19 protein-coding genes are annotated in these 20,478 nt (G+C 64.8%); 7 read left to right on the plus strand and 12 right to left on the minus strand.

Annotation, left to right across the window (positions count from 1 at the left end; genetic code table 11):
• Nucleotides 1-91: 91 nt before the first annotated feature.
• Nucleotides 92-1,075 (minus strand): iron exporter MbfA, encoded by a 984-nt coding sequence (mbfA, locus tag AC0L2L_RS00005; RefSeq protein ID WP_473575290.1) that lies wholly within the window; start codon nt 1,073-1,075, stop codon nt 92-94.
• A gap of 180 nt (nt 1,076-1,255) precedes the next feature.
• Here mbfA and AC0L2L_RS00010 point away from each other — a divergent pair, with 180 nt between their 5' ends.
• Nucleotides 1,256-1,579: a hypothetical protein gene (locus AC0L2L_RS00010; protein ID WP_027170004.1), complete on the plus strand. Its 324-nt coding sequence runs from the start codon at nt 1,256-1,258 to the stop codon at nt 1,577-1,579.
• 365 nt (nt 1,580-1,944) lie between these two features.
• Complete coding sequence (locus tag AC0L2L_RS00015; RefSeq protein WP_473575291.1) at nt 1,945-2,922, plus strand: threonine/serine dehydratase; 978 nt, start codon at nt 1,945-1,947, stop codon at nt 2,920-2,922.
• Between the two features lie 89 nt (nt 2,923-3,011).
• On the opposite strand, the gene AC0L2L_RS00020 is transcribed toward AC0L2L_RS00015, so the two are convergent.
• From AC0L2L_RS00020 to AC0L2L_RS00040, 5 genes are all read right to left on the minus strand, one after another.
• On the minus strand, nt 3,012-3,437 hold the full coding sequence (locus tag AC0L2L_RS00020) for a VOC family protein (protein WP_473575293.1): 426 nt from the start codon (nt 3,435-3,437) through the stop codon (nt 3,012-3,014).
• Between the two features lie 250 nt (nt 3,438-3,687).
• Nucleotides 3,688-4,824: an ABC transporter permease gene (locus AC0L2L_RS00025; protein WP_473575294.1), complete on the minus strand. Its 1,137-nt coding sequence runs from the start codon at nt 4,822-4,824 to the stop codon at nt 3,688-3,690.
• The gene (locus AC0L2L_RS00030; RefSeq protein ID WP_473575295.1) at nt 4,821-5,741 is read right to left on the minus strand and encodes an ABC transporter ATP-binding protein; all 921 of its coding nucleotides are present in this window, start codon (nt 5,739-5,741) and stop codon (nt 4,821-4,823) included. Before AC0L2L_RS00030 ends, AC0L2L_RS00025 begins: the two co-directional genes overlap by 4 nt.
• On the minus strand, nt 5,738-6,691 hold the full coding sequence (locus tag AC0L2L_RS00035; protein WP_473575296.1) for an HlyD family secretion protein: 954 nt from the start codon (nt 6,689-6,691) through the stop codon (nt 5,738-5,740). The genes AC0L2L_RS00030 and AC0L2L_RS00035 overlap by 4 nt, the downstream gene beginning before the upstream one ends.
• Nucleotides 6,688-7,392 (minus strand): DUF1956 domain-containing protein, encoded by a 705-nt coding sequence (locus AC0L2L_RS00040; protein WP_473575298.1) that lies wholly within the window; start codon nt 7,390-7,392, stop codon nt 6,688-6,690. The genes AC0L2L_RS00035 and AC0L2L_RS00040 overlap by 4 nt, the downstream gene beginning before the upstream one ends.
• A 91-nt stretch (nt 7,393-7,483) precedes the next feature.
• On the opposite strand from AC0L2L_RS00040, the gene AC0L2L_RS00045 reads away from it, so the two are divergent.
• A complete protein-coding gene (locus AC0L2L_RS00045) occupies nt 7,484-7,957 on the plus strand; it encodes a CYTH domain-containing protein (RefSeq protein ID WP_027169998.1) in 474 nt (157 codons plus the stop codon).
• On the plus strand, nt 7,954-8,877 hold the full coding sequence (locus tag AC0L2L_RS00050; RefSeq protein ID WP_473575300.1) for a CHAD domain-containing protein: 924 nt from the start codon (nt 7,954-7,956) through the stop codon (nt 8,875-8,877). Before AC0L2L_RS00045 ends, AC0L2L_RS00050 begins: the two co-directional genes overlap by 4 nt.
• Before the next feature lie 201 nt (nt 8,878-9,078).
• Here the strand turns inward: AC0L2L_RS00050 and AC0L2L_RS00055 are convergent, their stop codons facing one another.
• Nucleotides 9,079-9,864 carry a helix-turn-helix domain-containing protein gene (locus AC0L2L_RS00055; protein ID WP_473575302.1) on the minus strand — a complete coding sequence of 262 codons (786 nt, stop codon included), beginning with the start codon at nt 9,862-9,864 and terminating at the stop codon, nt 9,079-9,081.
• Nucleotides 9,865-9,977: 113 nt separating this feature from the next.
• On the opposite strand from AC0L2L_RS00055, the gene AC0L2L_RS00060 reads away from it, so the two are divergent.
• Nucleotides 9,978-10,838, plus strand: a complete 861-nt coding sequence (locus AC0L2L_RS00060) for an SMP-30/gluconolactonase/LRE family protein (RefSeq protein WP_473575304.1) — start codon at nt 9,978-9,980, stop codon at nt 10,836-10,838.
• 36 nt (nt 10,839-10,874) lie between these two features.
• On the opposite strand, the gene AC0L2L_RS00065 is transcribed toward AC0L2L_RS00060, so the two are convergent.
• Nucleotides 10,875-11,576 (minus strand): phosphatase PAP2 family protein, encoded by a 702-nt coding sequence (locus AC0L2L_RS00065; RefSeq protein ID WP_473575306.1) that lies wholly within the window; start codon nt 11,574-11,576, stop codon nt 10,875-10,877.
• Between the two features lie 18 nt (nt 11,577-11,594).
• The gene (locus AC0L2L_RS00070) at nt 11,595-11,933 is read right to left on the minus strand and encodes a hypothetical protein (protein WP_473575308.1); all 339 of its coding nucleotides are present in this window, start codon (nt 11,931-11,933) and stop codon (nt 11,595-11,597) included.
• Nucleotides 11,934-12,383: 450 nt separating this feature from the next.
• On the opposite strand from AC0L2L_RS00070, the gene AC0L2L_RS00075 reads away from it, so the two are divergent.
• On the plus strand, nt 12,384-14,381 hold the full coding sequence (locus AC0L2L_RS00075) for a PhoX family protein (protein ID WP_473575310.1): 1,998 nt from the start codon (nt 12,384-12,386) through the stop codon (nt 14,379-14,381).
• Between the two features lie 713 nt (nt 14,382-15,094).
• Nucleotides 15,095-16,132: a phosphatidylglycerol lysyltransferase domain-containing protein gene (locus AC0L2L_RS00080; RefSeq protein ID WP_473575312.1), complete on the plus strand. Its 1,038-nt coding sequence runs from the start codon at nt 15,095-15,097 to the stop codon at nt 16,130-16,132.
• A 290-nt stretch (nt 16,133-16,422) separates the two neighbouring features.
• Here AC0L2L_RS00080 and AC0L2L_RS00085 read toward each other — a convergent pair whose 3' ends face one another.
• The 3 genes from AC0L2L_RS00085 to AC0L2L_RS00095 form a co-directional block, all read right to left on the minus strand.
• Complete coding sequence (locus AC0L2L_RS00085) at nt 16,423-17,184, minus strand: ABC transporter permease (protein ID WP_473575314.1); 762 nt, start codon at nt 17,182-17,184, stop codon at nt 16,423-16,425.
• On the minus strand, nt 17,181-18,107 hold the full coding sequence (locus tag AC0L2L_RS00090; RefSeq protein ID WP_473575316.1) for an ABC transporter ATP-binding protein: 927 nt from the start codon (nt 18,105-18,107) through the stop codon (nt 17,181-17,183). The genes AC0L2L_RS00085 and AC0L2L_RS00090 overlap by 4 nt, the downstream gene beginning before the upstream one ends.
• Before the next feature lie 255 nt (nt 18,108-18,362).
• A complete protein-coding gene (locus AC0L2L_RS00095; protein WP_473575317.1) occupies nt 18,363-20,063 on the minus strand; it encodes a phospholipase D-like domain-containing protein in 1,701 nt (566 codons plus the stop codon).
• Nucleotides 20,064-20,478: the final 415 nt, after the last annotated feature.

Consider the following 20,478-nt stretch of genomic DNA (forward strand, 5'->3'; position numbering starts at 1 on the left):
GAACAGCTGCCCACGAACCAAACCAGCAGCCAGCCCGATCAACCTCTTGACCCCATGGTCCTCATGTGAGGGGAGAAGGGGAAGGCGGCGCCTACGCGTTCCCGATCAGCACGCCTGCTCCGAACACCAGCGCGCCGCCCAGCACCACCTGGAAGGCGGCGCGCCAGAACGGCGTCTGCATGTAGCGGTTCTGGACGAAGGCGATCGCCCAGAGCTCGAAGAACACCACCACGGCGGCGACCGCCGTGGCGGTCCAGAAATGCGGGATGAGATAGGGCAGCGCGTGCCCGAGCCCGCCCAGCGTCGTCATCAGGCCGACCGTCAGCCCGCGCTTTACCGGCGAGCCGCGCCCCGACAGCTTGCCGTCGTCGGAGGCGACCTCGGTGAAACCCATCGAAATGCCGGCGCCGATCGAGGCGGCCAGACCGACCAGCAGCGTCTGCCAGGTATCATGCGTGGCGAAGGCGGCGGCGAAGATCGGCGCCAGCGTCGACACCGACCCGTCCATCAGCCCGGCCAGCCCCGGCTGCACATAGGTGAGGATGAACTGGCGCTGCTCGGCGCTCGCCTCTTCGACCTTGATCTGGCCGGGGACATGTTCCTGCTCCAGCCTGTGCGCCGAGCTTTCGTGGCTCTGTTCGGCCACCGCGAGGTCGTCGAGCAGTTTTCGCGTCGAGGCGTCGGTGGTGCGCTTGGCCGCCGCGACATAGAAGCGGTAGGCCTGCTGCTCCATCGCTTCGGCCTGCCGCCTGACATGCTCGATGCCGAGCGGTTTCACCAGCCAGTCGGGCTTGCGCTCGAAATAACCCCTCACATGCTCGCGCCGCAGCAGCGGGATGCGCTCGCCGAAGCGCTTGCGGTAAAGCTCTATGAGCGAATCGCGATGGCCGTCCTCCTCCTCGGCCATGGCCTCGAACACCTTGGCCGATTGCGGAAAGTCCTGCGCCAGGCCATCGGCATAGGCGCGGTAGATGCGCCCGTCATCCTCCTCGGAAGAGATCGCCAGCGCCAGGATCTCCTGCTCCGACAGTGAATCGAACGAACGGCGGCCGAAGCCGAAAACGCGGGAAAGCATGATGGGATCACTCTAGTTTAGAATAATTCTAAACTAGGATTTCGGCTGCCGGACGTCAATCGCGAACGGTGCGGGCCGCGCGCAAATGGGGTGATCCAGCGGAATTCGCCTCGCCCTTCATTATTGCCGAATGTTCGCCTATATAGGCGCAAACAGCCAAAATCGAAGGAGACCAACTGAATGACGGACAAGAAGCCACCGCACAAGTTCGATGCGAAGCCCGTTCTCGACCTCATCGCCAGCATCGAGGCCGACCTTCAGCGCCTGAAGGGCCTTGTCGAAGAACAGGTCGAAAAGTTCGATCCCGCCAACCCGCATAACAAGACGCCGGACGGCAAGCTGACCGAGGAAGGTGCGGAGTGCTGCTACCGTATGTTCGACGAAGGCAAGTCGCGTTACACCGTCGCCCAGCAGATGAAGATCTCGTTCGCCGCCGCCACCCACCGCTTCAACAACTGGCGCAAGCTGGGCGGCAGCAAGAGGACAAGGACGCTGCTGGGGTGAGGGAAGGGCGTCGGCGCCGAAGCTGCCAATCTCCCCCCTTGCGGGGGGAGATGTCCGGCAGGACAGAGGGGGGTGCGAAGGAACGCCGGCCTTTCCGGCAAACGTGGGGCAGCCAGCAACTTGCAAGCGTGCTCAGCATTGAACGGCTGATATGTCGGCGGGACAGCACCCTCTCTGGCCTGCCCGTCCTTCGCAGCAGCTGCGCTGCAGCTTCGGAGGGTGAACCGGCCATCTTCCCCGCAAGGGGGAGATCAGCACTCCGCCGCGCCCTCACCACCGCCAACCTTGTCTCCATCACATTTTTTCGTTGGCGCGCCGCGACGATTTCCGTGCACCATGCCGGCACTCATCCCGCGAGGCCCACCATGACCACCCTGCCCGGCATCTCCGACATCCGCGCCGCCGCCGCGCGGCTTTCCGGCCTGATCGTCGAAACGCCGCTGATCGAGTCGCCCGAGCTCAACAAACGCTATGGCGGCCGCATCCTGTTCAAGCCGGAGACGCTGCAGCGCACCGGCTCCTTCAAGATCCGTGGCGCCTACAACAAGCTGTCGTGCTTAAGCGAGGAAGAGCGCAGCCGTGGCGTCGTCGCTTTTTCCTCCGGCAACCACGCGCAGGGGGTGGCGGCTTCGGCCGCGATATTCGGCGTCAGGGCGGTCATTGCCATGCCCATCGACGCGCCGGCGCTCAAGGTCGGCAATGTCCGCAGGATGGGCGCCGAAGTGGTGCCGTTCGACCGTTTCAAGGACGACCGCATGACGGTCGTCCGCCCCTATATCGAGAAGGGCATGGCGCTGGTGCCACCCTTCGACGATCCGGCCATCATTGCCGGCCAGGGCACGATCGGGCTGGAGCTGATGAGGCAGGCGCAAGCCCTTGGCGTGGCGCTCGACGCCGTCGTCGTCCCATGCGGCGGCGGTGGCCTGTCGAGCGGCATTTCCGTCGCCGTGAAGGACGCCTCGCCGCGAACCGCCGTCTGGGCCGTCGAGCCGGAGCATTTCGACGACACGCGCCGATCGCTGGCCAAGGGCGAGCGGGTCGCGAACGAGCCCGGCCACAGCTCGATCTGCGATGCGCTCCTCACTGCCGAGCCCGGCGCCATCACCTTCGAGATCAACCGCAGGAATCTCGCCGGCGCCATCGCCGTCTCCGACAAGGCCGCCGCGCAAGCGATGCGCGACGCCATGGCCCATCTCAAGCTGGTGGTCGAGCCGGGCGGCTGCGTCGCGTTTGCCGCGCTCGCCTCCGGCGAGATCGACCTCGCCGGCAAATGCGTCGCCGTGGTGCTCTCCGGCGGCAATGTCGATTTCGGTACTTACGCCGGGATCATGGCCGCGGCATAGACGAGGCGGTGGTTTCGGTTCGCCACGGTGCGAACGCCGGGCCACGGGACGGGATAGCTCTCAACGCACGTGCGTCGACTTCGAGGGTCTCATTCCTCATTCGGCACGTAGGCCGGATTATAAAGGATCTCCCAAAGATGACCGTCGGGATCCTGGAAATACCCGGCATAGCCGCCCCAGAAGGTCTTGCGCGCTGGCATCGTGATGTGAGCCCCCGCCGCCCCGGCCCGAGCCATCACCTGATCGACCTCAGCTTCGCTGGACACATTGTGGCCAATGCTGAATTCGGTGGGGCTGCGAGGTGTCGGATCGATGCCTGCATCGAGTCCGAGGTCGCTGCGCGGAAACAGGCTAAGCACGTTGCCGCGCTCAAGGTGGAAGATGACGATCGCACCGTGCTCAAACTCTTGCCCGACGATGCCTTCCGTCTGAAATCCGAGGCCGTCGCGGTAGAACTTCAGCGACCTCTCAAGATCGTCTACTCCAAGCGTCAATATTCCAAATCGCGCTCTCATTGCACTTCTCCCTTGTATTTTTCGTTCTGTCCTTGCCAGACCGGGGCCCTTGGCCACGACCAGACATAGGTGAAAAATACCGAATGTGGCCGTGCGGCGATTGAAAGAATCGGCCAAGTCAAGGCCAAGGCAGAAGCGAGGCGCGAGTGGGCGGCGCCGATATCGCTGTCTGGGCCTACGACTTCCGTCGCTTGGCGCCCGCAACCGCGACGGGCCGAACTCGGTCGTTCAGGGCGATTGGGTTTTGACTTTAATCCAGCGTCCGCCTGAACCGCACCAACGCCACGCCGGCAAACAACGCGACGAACACCACGAGCCAGCCGATTTCCACCGCCACTGCCGGCAGCTCCGCGCCCTTCAGCATGACCGCGCGGGTGATGCGCAAGAAATGCGTCAGCGGGAATATCTCGCCGAAGATCTGCGCCCAGCCCGGCATGCCGCGATAGGGGAACATGAAGCCCGACAGCATGATCGACGGCAGGAAGAAAAAGAAGGTGAGCTGCAGCGCCTGCATCTGCGTGCGCGCGATCGTCGAGATCGTGTAGCCGAGCAGCACCAGCGCCAGCACGAACACCAGCACCGCCGACAGAAGCAGCGACATCGAGCCCATGAAGGGAATGGCAAACAGAAGCTTCGCCGCCGCCAGCACCACCACCACCTGCACCGCGCCGACCACCAGGTAGGGCAGCACCTTGCCCATCATGATCTCGAGCGGGCTGGACGGCATGGCCAGAAGGTTTTCCATCGTGCCGCGCTCGGTCTCGCGCGTCAGCGCGATCGAGGTCATCATCACCATCGTCATCTGCAGGATGACGCCGAGCAGGCCGGGAACGATGTTGTATTGCGAGATACCTTCGGGGTTGTAGCGCCGGTGCACGACGACATCGAGCTGGCCGCGCGCCGCTTCCTTGGCTGCTGCCTGCGTGCCCTGCGCCCTCAGCAGCGCCTGGCCGGCAACGGTGCTGAGCGTCGAGATGGCGCCGCTGGCCACCGCCGGGTCGGTGGCGTCGGCCTCGATCAGGATCTGCGGGTTGTCGCCGCGCTCGACCCGCCGCGCGAAATCGGCTGGGATGGTGACGACGAAGGAGACATCGCCGCGCGCCATCAGGAACTCGGCCTCCTCGGCACTTTGCGCGACATGGTCAAAGCGGTAGTAGCCAGTGGTCTGAAGCGCCGAGACCATGGCCCGCGTATAGGGGTCGCTGCTGGTCGCCACGAGTGCCGCCGGCAGGCTCTTCGGGTCGTTGTTGATCGCATAGCCGAACAGCACCAGCTGGATCAGCGGCACGCCGAGCATCATGGCGAAGGTGATGCGGTCGCGCCGCATCTGAATGAATTCCTTGATCAGCAGCGCGCCCAGCCTGGCGAAGGAGAAGACCGCGTTCATGCCATATTGTCCTTCGAGCCGGACATGAACTGGATGAACACATCCTCGAGGCTGGTCTCGCCGGGCTTCACCGTGACGCCCTTGTGCTCCTTCTCGACATCGGCAAGCGCCTTTTCGAGCGCCGCCTTGTCGGAGCCGACGACATGCAGCGTTGCGCCGAACGGCGCCACCTGGTCGACGCCGGGCCGGCCCTGCAGCGCTTCGGCCACTTGGTCGAGCCGCGGCCCCTGCAGCACGAAAGTGGTCAGCCCGGCGTTCCGCACCACCTCGTCCACCGTGCCGGTGGCGAGCATCTTGCCGTAGGAGATGTAGCTGATGCGGTGGCAGCGCTCGGCTTCGTCCATGTAATGGGTGGAGACCAGCACCGTCAGCCCGCCGCCGGCCAGGCGATGGATCTCGTCCCAGAACTCGCGCCGCGCCTTGGGATCGACGCCGGCCGTCGGCTCGTCGAGCAAAAGCAGCTTCGGCTCGTGCATGATGCAGGCGGCCAAAGCCAGCCGCTGCTTCCAGCCGCCGGAGAGCGTTCCGGCCAGCTGGTTGCGGCGGCTCGTCAGGCCGAGATCCTGAAGCGTTCTCGCCACATATTGCTCGACCGGTCTCAGCCGGTAGAGCCGCGCCACGAATTCGAGGTTCTCGCCGATCGTCAAATCCTCGTAGAACGAGAACTTCTGCGTCATGTAGCCGACTTCGCGCTTGATCCTGAGCGCGTCGGTAAGGATGTCGAACCCCAGCACCGTGCCCTCGCCTTCATCGGGTGTCAGCAGGCCGCACATGATGCGGATGGTCGTCGTCTTGCCCGAGCCGTTCGGCCCGAGGAAGCCGACGATCTCGCCTTCGGCGACCGTCATCGTGACATGGTCGACGACGGTCTTGTCGCCGAAGCGCTTGACCAGCCCGCGGACGTCGATGACGCTCATTGCCCCAAATCCGCGAGATCGACGTCGACGATCTGGCCGGGCTGCAGCGGGCCGGCATCGCCTTCCGGCCGCGCCTCGACGAGGTAGACCAGCTTCTGCCGGTTCTCCAGCGAGTAGATCACCGGCGGCGTGAATTCCGGATCCGGCGACACATAGCTGACGCGTGCCTTCAGTCCCGTCCCGCAGCCGTCGCAGCGGACGTTGAGCTCGGTGCCGACCTTGACCGCCGAAAACGCGCTTTCGGGCACGTAGACGCTGAGCTTCACCGCGCCGTCCGGCAGCATCGAGATCACCGGCGCGGTTGGCCCGGCGGTGTCGCCAGGATTGCGGATGACGTCGTTGACGCGCCCGGGCGAGGGTGCCGCAAGAACACGCTTCGACAGGCGCCATTTAGCCTGCCCCAATTCCGATTGCGCCTGCTTGACCTGGTTCTCGGCCGCTTTGATCATCTCGGCCCGTCCGGGCAGCCCGCCGACGGCGAGATTGGCCTCGGCCTGGCCGACCTGCGCATTGGCGGTCTCCAGCGAGGCGGAGGCCGTATCGTAGTCGGCCTGCGTGCCGGTGCCGCGCTTGTAGAGGTCGCTGGCGCGGTCATATTTGCGCTTGGCGTCGGCGGCCTGGGCTTTCGCCATGTCCACTTGCGCCTTGAGCACGGCGATCTCTTCTGGCCGCTTGCCAACCTGCAGGTCGGCAAGCTGCGCCTCGGCCTGCGCCAGTGCGGCTTGCGCCTGCGTCACGGCGATCTTGGCGTCGGCATCTTCCAGTGTCGCCACTGGCATGCCTGGTGTCACCCGGTCCCCGCGCCTGACTCCGACCGTCGCGACTTGCGCCACCTCGATCGGCGCCATCAGCACATATTCGCCCTCGACATAGCCGACCGCCAAAGGCGCTGAAGGCGTGCAGGCGCCGAACAGCTGCGCCGCGAGCGGCAGCGAACACAGAAAGCTCATGATTTGCCCTTCCCGCCGGCGGCAGGCCTGCGCGCCGCCAGCATTGCCCTGAGGTTGTCGGTCGTGGCCGCCACCACCTTGGCGGCCTCTTCATTGCCGATCTCGCGCCAGCCCATCCGGCGCATCACCGCCTCGCGGCCGATGCGGAAATAGATGACCTGGCCGATCAACGTGAAAACGGTGAGCCGGGTTGCCTCGCTCTCGGCCGGCTCGCCGGTCGCCTGCTCCCAGATCTCGCACAGCCTGCGGTGCGTCGGCTCGAACACGCCGGCATAGATGCGGTCGAGCGCGGCCGTCGGATGCGAGAGCTCGCGAAGTACGAATTGTACGATCTCGCCGGCCTGCGGACTGGCAACGACGAAGCCCACCATCCGCTCGAGCGCGGCGAAAAGCTGGGCCCGGGCCGCCTCCGGGTTGAGCGGCGCGGCTTGCTGAGCACCGCCCAGCGCCTCGCCGGCGATCCCTTGTATGGTGTCGACGATATGATCGGCGGCGGCGGCGCGCAGGCCTTCCTTGCCGCCGAAATGATAGGCGATCGAGCCGATATTGGCCTTGGCCTCCGCCGCGATCGCGCGCGTCGACGTGCCGTCGAAACCTTGCCGCCCGAACAGCTTGAGCGCCGCTTGCACCAGCGCCGCGCGCGTTTGATCGGCGGTGCTGGCCTCGCGCTGCTGCCTTTTTACACCTGGTTGCTTGTTCATGCTCCAACTTTAATCATTCGATTGATTAAAGTCAAATTTGAAGTCTGACCCGGCTTGCCTTCTCGACCCTCTCAGGCTTTAGTGCGCGGCCATGGGCAAGGAAGTCGAGCGTAAGTTCCTGGTCTCCAGTCCCGCCTGGCGCGATAGGGTCGAGGCGCATATTCGCATCCGCCAGTTTTATCTCGCCGCCCAGCCCGGCCGCACGGTGCGTGTGCGCATCAGCGACGGGCGCTCCGCCAAGCTGACGCTGAAGTTCGGCGACAGGGCGCGCGAGCGCGACGAATTCGAATATCCGATCCCGCTCGACGAGGCCGAGGAATTGATGGCGTTTGCCGTCGGGCGTGTCATCGAGAAGACACGCCACCATGTTAGACACCGCGGCTATCTCTATGAAGTCGATGTGTTCGGCGCAAAGCTCGCGGGGCTGGTGATCGCGGAGCTGGAGACGCCGGAGGACGTATCTGACGAAATGCTGCCCGACTGGCTCGGTCGCGAGGTCACCGGCGAGTCGAGGTTCTACAACGCGTCGCTGGCCCTCGGGGGGATTCCGGAGATCGCCGCATGAGCTTTCGCATAGATCCGCGCTCGCCACTGACCGGCGAGGTCAGGCGCATATTGGCCGACGAGATCGGCAAGGCAATCGGTCATCTCGAGACGGCGCGCGAGAAGCCGGAGCAGGGGCTGCACAAATGCCGCAAGCGGCTGAAAAGCGTGCGCGCCTTGCTGCGCCTGGTTCGTTCCGGGGACGAACCGTTCTGCCAGACCGAGAATGAATGTTACAAGCAGGTGTCGGCGCTGCTCGCCGGCCCGCGCGAAGCCACCGCCCTGATCGAAACCGTCGACCGTCTCGCCGCGGAACATTCCGCCGGTAGCGGTCTCGATCCGGTGCGCGAACGGCTGGTGCTGCGCCAGCACGAGCTTCATGCCGGTCCTGGCCTCGACGCCGCCATCAATGCGGCCATAGCCGCTTGCCAGGAAGGCCTGGAGCGCATCGATAGGCTGGCCCTGCCCGATCAGCCGGAGCACGCCGCTGACATATTGGCCGACGGCGCCCGCGCCACCTTGCGGCGGGCGAAGAAGGCGCTGGACAAGGCTCAGGCGCGCGGCGAGGACGAGGATTTTCACGATCTGCGCAAGGCGGCCAAGACGCACTCCATGCATCTGTCCCTGCTCGGCCGTCTGTGGCCGACGCCGATCAAGGCGCGCCGCAAGGCGGTCGACAAGCTTGGTGAAGAGCTCGGCGAATTGCACGACGTCTTCGTCATGCGCGCGCTGCTCGATGCCGAAGGCGAGCCGCTTGGCCCGGCCGACGAGACCAAGCTTCTGCGCAAGCTGTTGAAGCGCTCCGAAAAGAGCCTGACCAAGGCCTGCCTTGCCGACGCCGCCGACCTGTTCGGCGACAGCCCCAAGCGCTCGGCCAAGAAACTCGCCCGCAAGGCGCGCGGCGATCTCGCCGGACCGCAGGAAGAAGCAAAGGCGGCCTAGCGCTTCTCCCTTCTCCCCTTGTGGGAGAAGGTGGATCGGCGCGCAGCGCCGAGACGGATGAGGGGTGATCCAGCTTGGCCAACGCGCTCGTCTAAAGCCGCAATCGCCAACATCTCATTCCCTGGAACACCCCTCATCCGTCGCCTTCGGCGACACCTTCTCCCACAAGGGGCCCCTCGGGGAGAAGGGAGAAGCGCCTCACTATGCCGGCAGCGCCCGTTTCTCCTTCGCCGCCCTGGCACCCGCATCTCTCGGATGCGGTCCGATCGGCATGATTGCCGGAAACGGCGTCGCCCCGAAAGCAAAGGTCCATTTGTAGCCGGTGAGCTGGTCCTCCGGCGTGGTGTGCTGGTCGTGATGGGCAAGCAGCCTGGCGCGTTCGGCGAGCTCCTCGGCCTCGCGGCGCAGCATCTCCGCCGTTTCCGGCCGCATCCGCCTGGAAAAACTGATGAAGGTCGCGGCCCGTTCCATATGGGCGATCGCCCAGCCGACGAAGTTCTTGTTGGTCGTCTCGAAATGCGGCTTCAGCGGCCCCTCGAAATCCCATTGGATCGGCGTGTCGACGAGCAGCCTTGCCGACAGCCCGCGCCCCAGCGCCACCAGCCCGAGCTCCTCGAGGTCGCGCAGATAGAGGAACATCGAGGCTTCGCTCAGGCCTTGCGAGCGCATGATGCCTTCGGCCGTGAATTTCTCCGACAGCATGATGAAGACGAACAGCAGCGCCGGCCGCGCCGCCAGCCTGCGCTCGATCTCCGGTGAAACGCGGTTGGCCGGACCCGGCCCCCGGTTCATTGCGCCGAGCACGTTCTCCAGCTCGACATCCGCCGCCGCGCAGATCTCGATCAGCCGGTCGAGCTTGCAGTTGCGCTCATGGAAGATGCGCTTCACCGTCGGCTCGGAAATGCCCATGCGCTCGGCCAGCGTCCGGTAGGTCAGGCCCTTGGCCTTCAGCGTCCGTTTCAGCGCCTCGAAGATCGGACCGTTCATGGAATGCACCTCGTTCGTGCGAATTCGTATTGAATTGCGATACTAGCCTCGTTCCGGCTTCCAGGAAAGTATCGGAAATACTAGCTCTCCGCCGTCATCAAGGAGAGCACCCCATGAAACACCTCGTCGCCTCAACCGCCTTCGCCGCCATCGGCGCTTTCGCCATGTCTGTCGCGCAGGCCGGCGAGCTCTGGCGCGCCACCGGCTTCGAGCAGCCGGAATCGGCGCTTGTCGATACCGCCCGCAACCGCGTCATCGTCTCCAACATCGCCGGCAATCCCGGCGAAGCGGATGGCAATGGCTACCTGTCGCTCTTGTCGATGGACGGCAAGGTCATCACCCGTCACTGGGTCGATGGCATGGACGCACCCAAGGGCATGGCGATTTCCGGCGGCAAGCTCTATGCCGCCGACATCACCAAGCTGCGCGTCGTCGATCTCGCCAGCGGCAAGCTGGTCGCCACCATCGCGGTGCCGGGCGCCGTCTTCCTCAACGATATGACGCAGGACAGCGCCGGCAAGGTCTATGTCAGCGACATGCTGGCCGACGCCATCTACCGCATCGACGGCGACAAGCCGGAACTGTTCGTCAAGGACGCGGCTCTCGCCTCGCCCAACGGCGTGTTCGCCGATGGCGGCAGGCTGATCGTGGCGTCCTGGGGCAAGGGCATCGACAAGACCGACTTCAGCACCGCCGAGCCCGGCGGTCTGCTGTCGGTCGACCTCGCCACCAGGAAGGTCACGCCGCTGCCCGGCGCGCAGAATTTCGCCGACCTCGACGGCGTCGTCGCTATTGGCGACACCATCTACGCCACCGCCTACATGACCGGCACGCTTTACAGCTACAAGCCCGGCGGCGCGCCGCAGGTGGTCGCCGCCTTCAAGCCGGGCAGCGCCGACATCGGCACCGACGGCAAAAGTATCTTCGTGCCGCTGATGGGCGAAGGCGAGGTCGCGGCGCTCGGTCTCGACTGAAATGCCGATTGCGGGCCGGCCTGCGATCGCCATCGATCAGTCGCTGTCGGCCACCATTTTGCGCCGCTGCAGCAGGCGTGCCGCAAGCCAGCACAGCATGGCCCAGGCAAAGCCGGCGCACCAGCCGGCAAGCACGTCGGACGGCCAGTGGACGCCGAGATAGACGCGGCTGGCGCCGACCAGCACGGTGGTCAGTACCGCGAGGCAAAGCACGAAGATTTTCGTCCTGCGGTCCGGAAGGAAGCGCGCGGCTAAGGAGCCGAGCGTCAGATAGGTCACCGCCGACAGCATGGCGTGACCGCTTGGAAAGGACAGCGACGTCTCGTTGACGAGATGCGAGACGAGATCGGGCCGCGGCCGGTCGACCTCGAGCTTGAGCAGGCTGGAAAGCACCTGTCCGCCCGCCACCGCCACGAACATGAACAGCGCCGTCGAGGGTCTGCGGATCAAGAGCAGATAGACGATCGTCGCCGTCGTGATCAGCACCAGCACGGCGGAGCTGCCGAGCGCGGTGACGTCGCGAACCGCGCCTTCCAGCCAGAGCGGGCCGATCGGGCTGTCCGGCTGCCCGGCATGGCGGAAGGCGAGCAGGATTTCGGTGTCGAAGGCATGCGGCGTCGTGGCGCGCGCCACCTCCATGAGTTCCACCAGGCCCCACAGCCCGCCGGCGATCACCAGCCCGGCCAGCAGCAGGGGGAATTCCAACCTGTTGAGCAGCGCATTGGCGGTCGATTTCATTCGAGCTCTCGGGTCCAGCTACAGCCTCTGCATATAGGGCCCGAGCGTGATCAGCGCGACGGCAGCGATCGCCAGCATCATCCCGGTTGCTTGGAAAGCATTGAGCCGCTCGCCGAATAAGGCGAGCGCCACGACGTTGACCGAGACAAGTTGGATCACCGCCGACAGGCTGAACGACACCGACATGCCGAACTCGCGCACCAGCCTCAGCATGATCAGATTGCCCGCCGTGTAGAGCGCCAGGGTCAGCAAGAGCTTGGCGAAGCTCGGCGCCAGCCCCCATTGCTTGGCCGCCATCGCCGCCAGCAGGAACATCACCGTGGAAATGCCGAGCTGCGCCAGTCCCCAGAAACTCACCGCCGTCCCCCCTTTTGAAGCGCCGTCGCCACGCCGGCCGCAGCCCTTGTTTCCGAAGCGGGCGAAACCGTCAAGCTGGGCGGTGGAGGATTGGGCGAAAGCCGCGGCAAGTCCCCTTCTCCCCGTCACTATACGTCACTATACGGGGAGAAGGTGCCGGCAGGCAGATGAGGGGCGGCGCCAGCATTGGCCATCAGCATTGCACGCCCGAGGCCTTGTTTGCTGAAGCGATCGTCACGGCGCCTCTGTTTGCTAGGTCGGCGCCGCCCCTCATTGCCCTGCCGGGCATTTCTCCCCGTATAGCGACGGGGAGAAAGGGGGCGGCATCGACGGCTTCGCCAATCACCGAGGAACTACGTCGAAGCCCATGTCACGAAAATGTGATCGTTCAGCTTTAGGGGTCGAAAGGTCGAAACTCCAGCCACCTCAAGAAGCCAGAGGAACAATCCCATGACCGCGACCCCTGAGACCCGCTTCCGCACCAGCCAGCTCGAGGAGAATGACGGCCCGCCCGTCAACCCGACCGACAACCGCACCATGGGCGAGATCATCGCCGCGCGTTTCTCGCGCCGCGGCTTTCTCATGGGCTCGCTGGCCGTCTCGGCCATCGCCGCCACCGTCAGTCCGCTGGCGCTGGTCGCCGCCGACGAGGCGCGCGCGGCGGAAGGCTCGGCCTTCAACTTCGACGAGCTCGAGGCCGGCATCGACGACAAGCACCACGTCGCGCCGGGCTATGATGCCGACGTGCTGCTGCGCTGGGGCGATCCGCTGTTTTCCGATTCGCCGGACTTCGATCCGCTGAAGCAGTCGGCCGGGGCCCAGGCCCGGCAGTTCGGCTACAACAACGACTATGTCGGCTATATCCCGATCGACGGCTCGGCCGAGCATGGCTTGCTGGTCGTCAACCACGAATACACCAACCCGCATCTGATGTTTCCCGGCATCGTCAACATCGTCGAGAAAGACGGCAAGAAGGCCGCCGAGGTCGCGCCGCTCAGCAAGGAGCAGGTCGACGTCGAGATGGCCGCGCATGGCGGCACCATCGTTGAGATCCGCAAGCAGGGCGGCAAATGGCAGGTCGTGCGCGACGGCAAGCTCAACCGTCGCATCATGTCGACCACGGAAATGGCGCTGTCCGGCCCGGTCGCCGGTCATGACCGCGTCAAGACCAATGCCGATCCATCCGGCGCCAGGGTCATCGGCACGCTCAACAATTGCGCCGGCGGCGTCACGCCCTGGGGAACCTATGTGATGGCCGAGGAAAACATCCACGGCTATTTCTCGGGCGAATTGCCGGAGGGCCACAAGGAAGCCGCCAACTACAAGCGCCTCGGCATCCCGGAAGGCGCCTATGAATGGGGCGCGCATTACGACCGCTTCAACCTCGCCAAGGAACCGAACGAGCCGAACCGTTTCGGCTGGATCGTGGAGGTCGACGTGAACGATCCGAACTCGGTGCCGCGGAAACGCACCGCCATGGGCCGTTTCAAGCATGAGGGCGCCGAATCGATCGTCGCCAGGGACGGCCGCGTCGTCTTCTATCTCGGCGACGACGAGCGCTTCGACTATGTCTATAAATTCGTCACCGCGGGTAAGTTCAATCCCGATGACCGCGCGGCCAATATGGACCTGCTCGACGACGGCACGCTGCATGTGGCGAAATTCGCCGAGGACGGCTCGGTCGAATGGATGCCGATCGTGTTCGGCCAAGGTCCGCTGACGGCGCAGAACGGCTTTGCTTCCCCGGCCGACGTGCTGATCGAGACGCGGCGCGCCGCCGACCTGCTCGGCGCCACCAAGATGGACCGTCCCGAGGACATCCAGCCCAATGCCGGCAACGGCAAGGTCTATGTCATGCTGACCAACAATTCCAAGCGCAAGGCCGAGCAGGTCGACGCCGCCAATCCGCGCGCGGCGAACGCCTTCGGCCACATTATCGAGATCGTCGAGGATGGCGGCGACTTCGCCGCCAGCAAAGGCAAATGGGAAGTGCTGCTGAAATGCGGCAATCCCTCGGTCGCCGATGTCGGCGCCACCTTCTCGACCGCCACCACCGCCCATGGCTGGTTCGGCATGCCGGACAATTGCGCGGTCGATTCCGCCGGGCGCCTGTGGGTCGCCACCGACGGCCAGGGTCCGAAGGCCACCGGCCGCACCGACGGCCTGTGGGCGGTCGATACGGAAGGCGCCGCGCGGGCGACGTCGAAACTGTTCTTCCGCGTGCCGATCGGCGCCGAAATGTGCGGCCCGCTGTTCACGCCGGACGACCGGACCGCTTTCGTCGCCGTGCAGCATCCGGGCGACGGCGGCGAGGACTGGGAAGGTTTTGGCCGCCCGTCCTACTATGAGGACCCGTCGACCCGCTGGCCGGACTTCAAGCCGGACATGCCGGTGCGGCCGGCGGTCGTCACCATTACGAAGCAGGGCGGCGGCAAGATCGCGGTGTAGTGCGCTGAAGCGGCGCGGGCGAGCATGATCGCAAACGTTGAGGATTGGCTGACGCCTCCCCAACGTCGTCATCCACGGGCGGAGCGAGCGAAGCGGACGCGCAGACCCGAGGATGACGAAGCGGCGGGCGTTTCGGCCAATCTCCATGGCATGCCACCTGCCAACGCAGACATAACGACGGTCGAAACCATTGTGCCAGGAAACTGGCCGGCGGCTGCGGGCGGCCAGGTCGCCGCTTCTCGGCGGGCAGGATTTTTCACCGAGAATCAGCGCAAGCCCCGGGGATTGGCCGGAGCCTCCCTAACTTCGTCATTCCAGGGCGGAGCAAGGAGCGAAGCGACGCGCGCAGACCCTGGAATCCATGCCGTTACCTCGATCGTAGGCGCGGCGGAGCAGAATTCTGCACCGCCGCGGCGCCTAAAAGTCACGGAATGGATCCTCGGGTCTGCGCGCGTCGCTACGCTCCTTGCTCCGCCCGTGGATGACGAAGCGGCGGGCGTCCTGCTCATCCCATCGAGGCGTGCGACCCGCCTGCGCAAGCGTCGCAGCTCTCACCCGTCCCCCGATGGGCGACAGCCGGCGCTTTCGGACATTTGCCCTTCATTCGCCGCCAATTGCATCCTATATCGCGCTGACGCGACGCGACCGGCATCGGTCGCCAGCGATTCGCGACCTGAGGGCGGCAGGTCATCCATTCTTGGCACGCGGAGCTCATGGCGCCCCTGCGCATCTACTTCGACAGGCTTCTCGATGCCGTGGCGCCCAAGGTGCCGCGGCGCGAATTGACAGATGAGGAGCGCCTGGCGCTGGTGCGCCGCCACGGCGATTTCTCGCTCGCCTATTCGACGGCGGTGCAGCAGAAACTGTCCTATTTCAGCGACGGGGACGGCTACATCGCCTTCGGCACCAAGATGAGCCGTCATTTCGCGCTGGGCGATCCGGTGGCCGATCCGGTAGACCGCCCGGCCTATATCAAGCGCTTCGTCGAGGCCGCCGGCGGCCCCTGGTTCGTCCAGATCGGCGCCGACACAGCCAAGGTGCTGGCCGGCCTCGGCTACCACGTCAATCGCCTCGGCATCGACACCAGGCTGCTGCTGGCGACGCACGACTTTTCCGGCAAGCGCAACGAGACCGTGCGCTATTCGGAGCGCTGGCTGACGAAGAAAGGTTTTACCCTCGCCGAGGACAGCGGCGACGGACTGCTCGACGAGATAGTTCAGCTTTCCGCCGACTGGCGCAAAGAACGCATTATCAAGCGCTGGGAGATGGGTTTCCTCAATCGTCGCTTTTCCGAAGAGCTCGGCGCCGACATGCGCCGCTTCCTCCTGCACAGCCCCGAAGGCCGGCTTCTCGCCATCCTCGATTTCGACCCGCTGTTCCGCGACGGCAAGGTCATCGGCTACACCACCTCCTTCAAGCGCAAGCAGGTCGATGCGACGCCGCATGCCGAGGTCGGCCTGACCAAATTCGCCGTCGACCGTTTTCGCGAGGAAGGCATCTCGCAAGTGACGCTCGGTCTCTCGCCACTGCTCGATATCGAGCCCAGCGGCTTCGCCGAATCGGGTTTCTGGCGCGGCGCCTTCCAGCGCGCCTACAACTCGCCCTGGGTCAACCGCTCGCGCTTCAACCTGCAGGGTCAGGCGGCCTTCAAGCGCCGCTTCCACGGGGTCGAGGAGCCGACCTACATCGCGTTCCGAAGGGGGACGCTGATGGAGATGCTCGGGCTGCTGCGCCTGATCAAAGCGATCTGAACCGGGCTGGTACGTCTCGCGATTGGCCGAAGCCTCGCTGCTTCGTCATCCACGGGCGGAGCAAGGAGCGAAGCGACGCGCGCAGACCCGAGGATCCATGCCGTTACCTTTGCCGAGGGATGCGGCGGAGCAGAATTCTGCACCGTCGCAACGCTTTGACGTCACGGAATGGATTCTATGGTCTACGCGCGTCGCTCCGCTCCTTGCTCCGCCATAGAATGACGACAGGGACGGACGTTGCGGCTAATCGCGAAGGCTCGCAATTGCTCCAGCGCAGAATCCGGAGCGCGTCAATTCCGCAGCCGATACCCCGTCCGGAAAATCCAGGCGACAATCCCGATGCAGACGGCCAGGAACACCAGCGTCATGCCCAGGCTGACGCCGACCGAAACGTCCGCCTTGCCGTAGAAACTCCAGCGGAACCCGCTGATCAGGTAGACGACCGGGTTGAACAGCGTGACCGTCTTCCAGATGCCGGGCAGCATGTGGATCGAATAGAAGCTGCCGCCGAGGAAGGTGAGCGGCGTGACGATCAGGAGCGGCACCAGCTGCAGCTGCTCGAAGGTTTTTGCCCAGATGCCGATGATGAAGCCGAACAGGCTGAAGGTCACCGCCGTCAGCACCAGGAAGGCGATCATCCAGAACGGATGTTCGATCCGCAGGGGCACGAACAGCGCTGCCGTGCCCAGGATGATCAGACCGAGTATCATCGACTTGGTCGCCGCACCGCCGACATAGGCGATGATGATCTCGAGATAGGAGACCGGCGCCGACAGCAGCTCGTAGATGGAGCCGACGAATTTCGGGAAATAGATGGCGAAGGAGGCGTTCGAGATCGACTGCGTCAAAAGCGACAGCATCATCAGCCCGGGCACGATGAAGGCGCCGTAGCTGATGCCGTCTATCTCGGTGATGCGCGAGCCGATGGCCGAGCCGAAGACGACGAAATAGAGCGATGTCGAGATGACCGGCGAGATGATGCTCTGCAGCACCGTGCGGAAGGCGCGCGCCATCTCCACCCGGTAGATCGCCCATACCGCGCGCAGGTTCATGGCTCTTGCCTCAGAAGACTGACGAAGATTTCTTCGAGCGAGCTGTTCTTGGTGTCGAGGTCGCGGAACTGGACGCCGGCCGCCTCGAGGTCGCGGATCAGCGAGGCGACGCCCGGCCGGTCGCTCTGGTTGTCGTAGGTGTAGGTGAGCTGGCTGCCGTCAGGAGACAATTCCAATGCATAACCCGACAGGCCGTCGGGCACGGCGGCAAGCGGCGCGCGCAGCTCCAGCTTCATCTGCTTGCGGCCGAGCTTGCGCATCAGCTCGGCCTTGCCCTCGACCAGGATGATCTCGCCGCGGTTGATGACGCCGACACGGTCGGCCATCGCCTCGGCCTCCTCGATGTAATGCGTGGTCAGGATGATGGTGACGCCGTCCTCGCGCAGGCGCCGCACCATCGCCCACATGTCCTGGCGCAGCTCGACGTCGACGCCTGCCGTCGGCTCGTCGAGGAACAGCACGCGCGGCTCGTGCGACAGCGCCTTGGCGATCATCAGCCGGCGTTTCATGCCGCCCGACAGCGTGATCGCCTTGGAATCCTTCTTGTCCCACAGCGACAAGTCGCGCAGCACCTTCTCGACGAAGGCCGGGTTGGGGGCCTTGCCGAACAGGCCGCGGCTGTAGTTCACCGTCGCCCAGACCGTCTCGAAGGCATCGATGGTCAGCTCCTGCGGCACCAGCCCGATCAGGCTGCGCGCGGCGCGATAATCCTTGCCGATGTCGTGGCCATCGACGCTGACGCTGCCCGACGAGCGGTTGACGATGCCGCAGACGATCGAGATCAGCGTCGTCTTGCCGGCGCCGTTCGGCCCGAGCAGCGCGAAGATCTCGCCGCGCTCGATGTCGAGATTGATTTCCTTCAATGCCTTGAAGCCGGTGGCATAGGTTTTCGTGACACCGGAGATCGAGATGATGGATGACATGCTGAAAAATGGCCGGCTGGAAAATGTGACCTGATATAGGTCGGATGCCGCCCGCTGCAACCGAAAATCGACGCTGCTCCTGACAGTTCTGGACAGTGAGCTTCTTTCTCCCCGTTTACGGGGAGAAATGCCCGGCAGGGCAATGAGGGGCGGCGCCGACTTTCGACCATGTGCTCCCGGCGCCCCAATTACGAACGCCGGCGCTGCCCCTCATCCGCCCTTCGGGCACCTTCTCCCCGTGAACGGGGAGAAGGTCTAAACCTGCCCCGTCCAAAACGCGATTTCCCGCGCCTTGGTCCTGAGCTCGGTCTTCAGCCATTGATCGTCGTCGTCGAGATAGCTCCAGGGCGTCTTGCCCTGCGCCCGCATCTCGCGGATGTAGGAGCGGTAGCGGTAATGGCTGTAGACCGACATCGCGTAGGTGGCATAGGCGGCGGCAAGCTTCCTGTGGCCGCGGACGATCACCAGGTTCTCGTCGTTCTTCTGGCTCGCCGGCGCCGAGAAATTGTGGCTGCCGGTCACCACCACGCAGTCATTTGAATGCGGGTCGGTCACCAGGATCTTCGAGTGCACGATGGCGTGGCCGATCTGCGACAGGAAGCTGCGCCGGTTGACCTCCGCGATCCACGGTCCGAGCGCCGCGTCGAGGCCTTGCGGCTGCGCCACCGCGTAGCGGTCGGGCGTGAATGTCCGGTCGCTGCTCACCAGGTCGATGTCGAGGAAATTCTGCTCGGTGCCGCCCTCGTCGGCGCTCAGCGTAGAGACCACGCCGCGCACATACATGCCCTTTTCCCTGGCGCGCTGGCCGGCCAGCGTGTGCAGCCCCTGCTTGCCCGGCGTGAACATCAGGAACAGCACCGACTGCCTGGCCGAGCCGATGACGTCGCGCAGCGCATCCATGTCGGCCCCGTCGGAAGTGCGGGTGAACCACACCGTCGCCTTGGCGCTGCCGATCGCGAAGGTTTTCGGCGCATCGTTGTCCGCCATCAGCGCCGGCGTGAAATTGGCCGGGTCGGTCTTCGGCGGCGAGGCGTCCTTCAACAGGTCCCAATGCTTGCGGAAATGCGTCGCCACCGCCGCGTCCTCGATCAGCAACCCGTTGTTGACCTGCGTGCACAGGCCGGTCGTGCTCCAGTTGGTGCTGCCGGTCCACACCATCTTCGGCTCGCCGTCCTTGGACACGACGACGAATTTGTTGTGGCCGAGACCCTTCGATTTCAGCATCCGGTCGACGGTCGCGATGCCGTGGTCGTTGAGGTTCTTGCGCGCGTCCTTGTTGCCGTCGCCGCTTTTATCTGAGCCGTTGGCGAGGATGAGATGCAGGCGCGGCCCGAGCCCGATCAGCGCCGTCTCCAGCGTCGCGTCGCCAAGCTCATAAAGCGCTGCATGCAGTTCGTCGCCGGCAACTTGGGTCAGCCCGACCATGCGGAGGCCGAGGTCGCCCTCGAGGAAGGCGCGGAACTTGGCGTCGCCATTGGTCTGCAGGCTCTTCTTGAAGGCAGCGGGCGAGAGCTTGTTCTTGGCCATGTAGCGGGCGACGAATTGCGACAGCACCAGCCCGCGGTTGAAGAAGCAGGAAAAGCCGCCGCCGGCGTCGGTGGCAAGCGTCTTCCAGTCCGTCCAGTCGCTGGAAACGCCCTTGGTCAGCGGCTTGCCTGGGCCGGCGCTCATCATCGCCGTCACCCGGTAGCGCACGATATTGCCGACGTCCGCCGCATGGTCGGTCCAGTTGAAGCGCTGGAACGGCCAGACGTCGGACGGCCTGTGGTCGCCCGATTTCGGCTTGTCCTTGGTGAAGCCGACGCGGTTCTCCACCGGATCGATCCTCTCGGTGGCGCCGACCTTGCGGCCGCGCTCCAGAAGGAAGCCCCGGCATCCCGCGATGAAGTCGCTGGGCGCCCAGGCGACGAAGGCGTCGTCGCCATTGGTGTAGACGGACACTTTTATGCTGGCCATGTCATTCCTCCCCCGATGGTTCGAGCGCAGCCAACAAGAACCGGTGCCGGAAACAGGTTTCCGGACGGCTGAAGCAGAAAATTAGAAAGAAGGACGGCAACGATTATGTAGCGGCAGAACGTGCGTTGTCAATGTTAGAAAAACGCAAGTATAGCTCTATGAGCTACTTCACATTGCTCAAACGCCGGGAATTGGCGCAAGCCTCCTAACCTCGTCATTCCAGGGCGGAGCAAGGAGCGAAGCGACGCGCGCAGACCCTGGAATCCATGCCGTTACCTTGATCGAAGAGCGCAGCGGAGCAGAATTCTGCACCGTAGCGGCGCTCATACGTCACGGAATGGATCCTCGGGTCTGCGCGCGTCGCTGCGCTCCTTGCTCCGCCCGTGGATGACGAAGCGATGGGCGTTTCGGCCAA

It is taken from the genome of Mesorhizobium sp. WSM4832 (assembly GCF_055811115.1).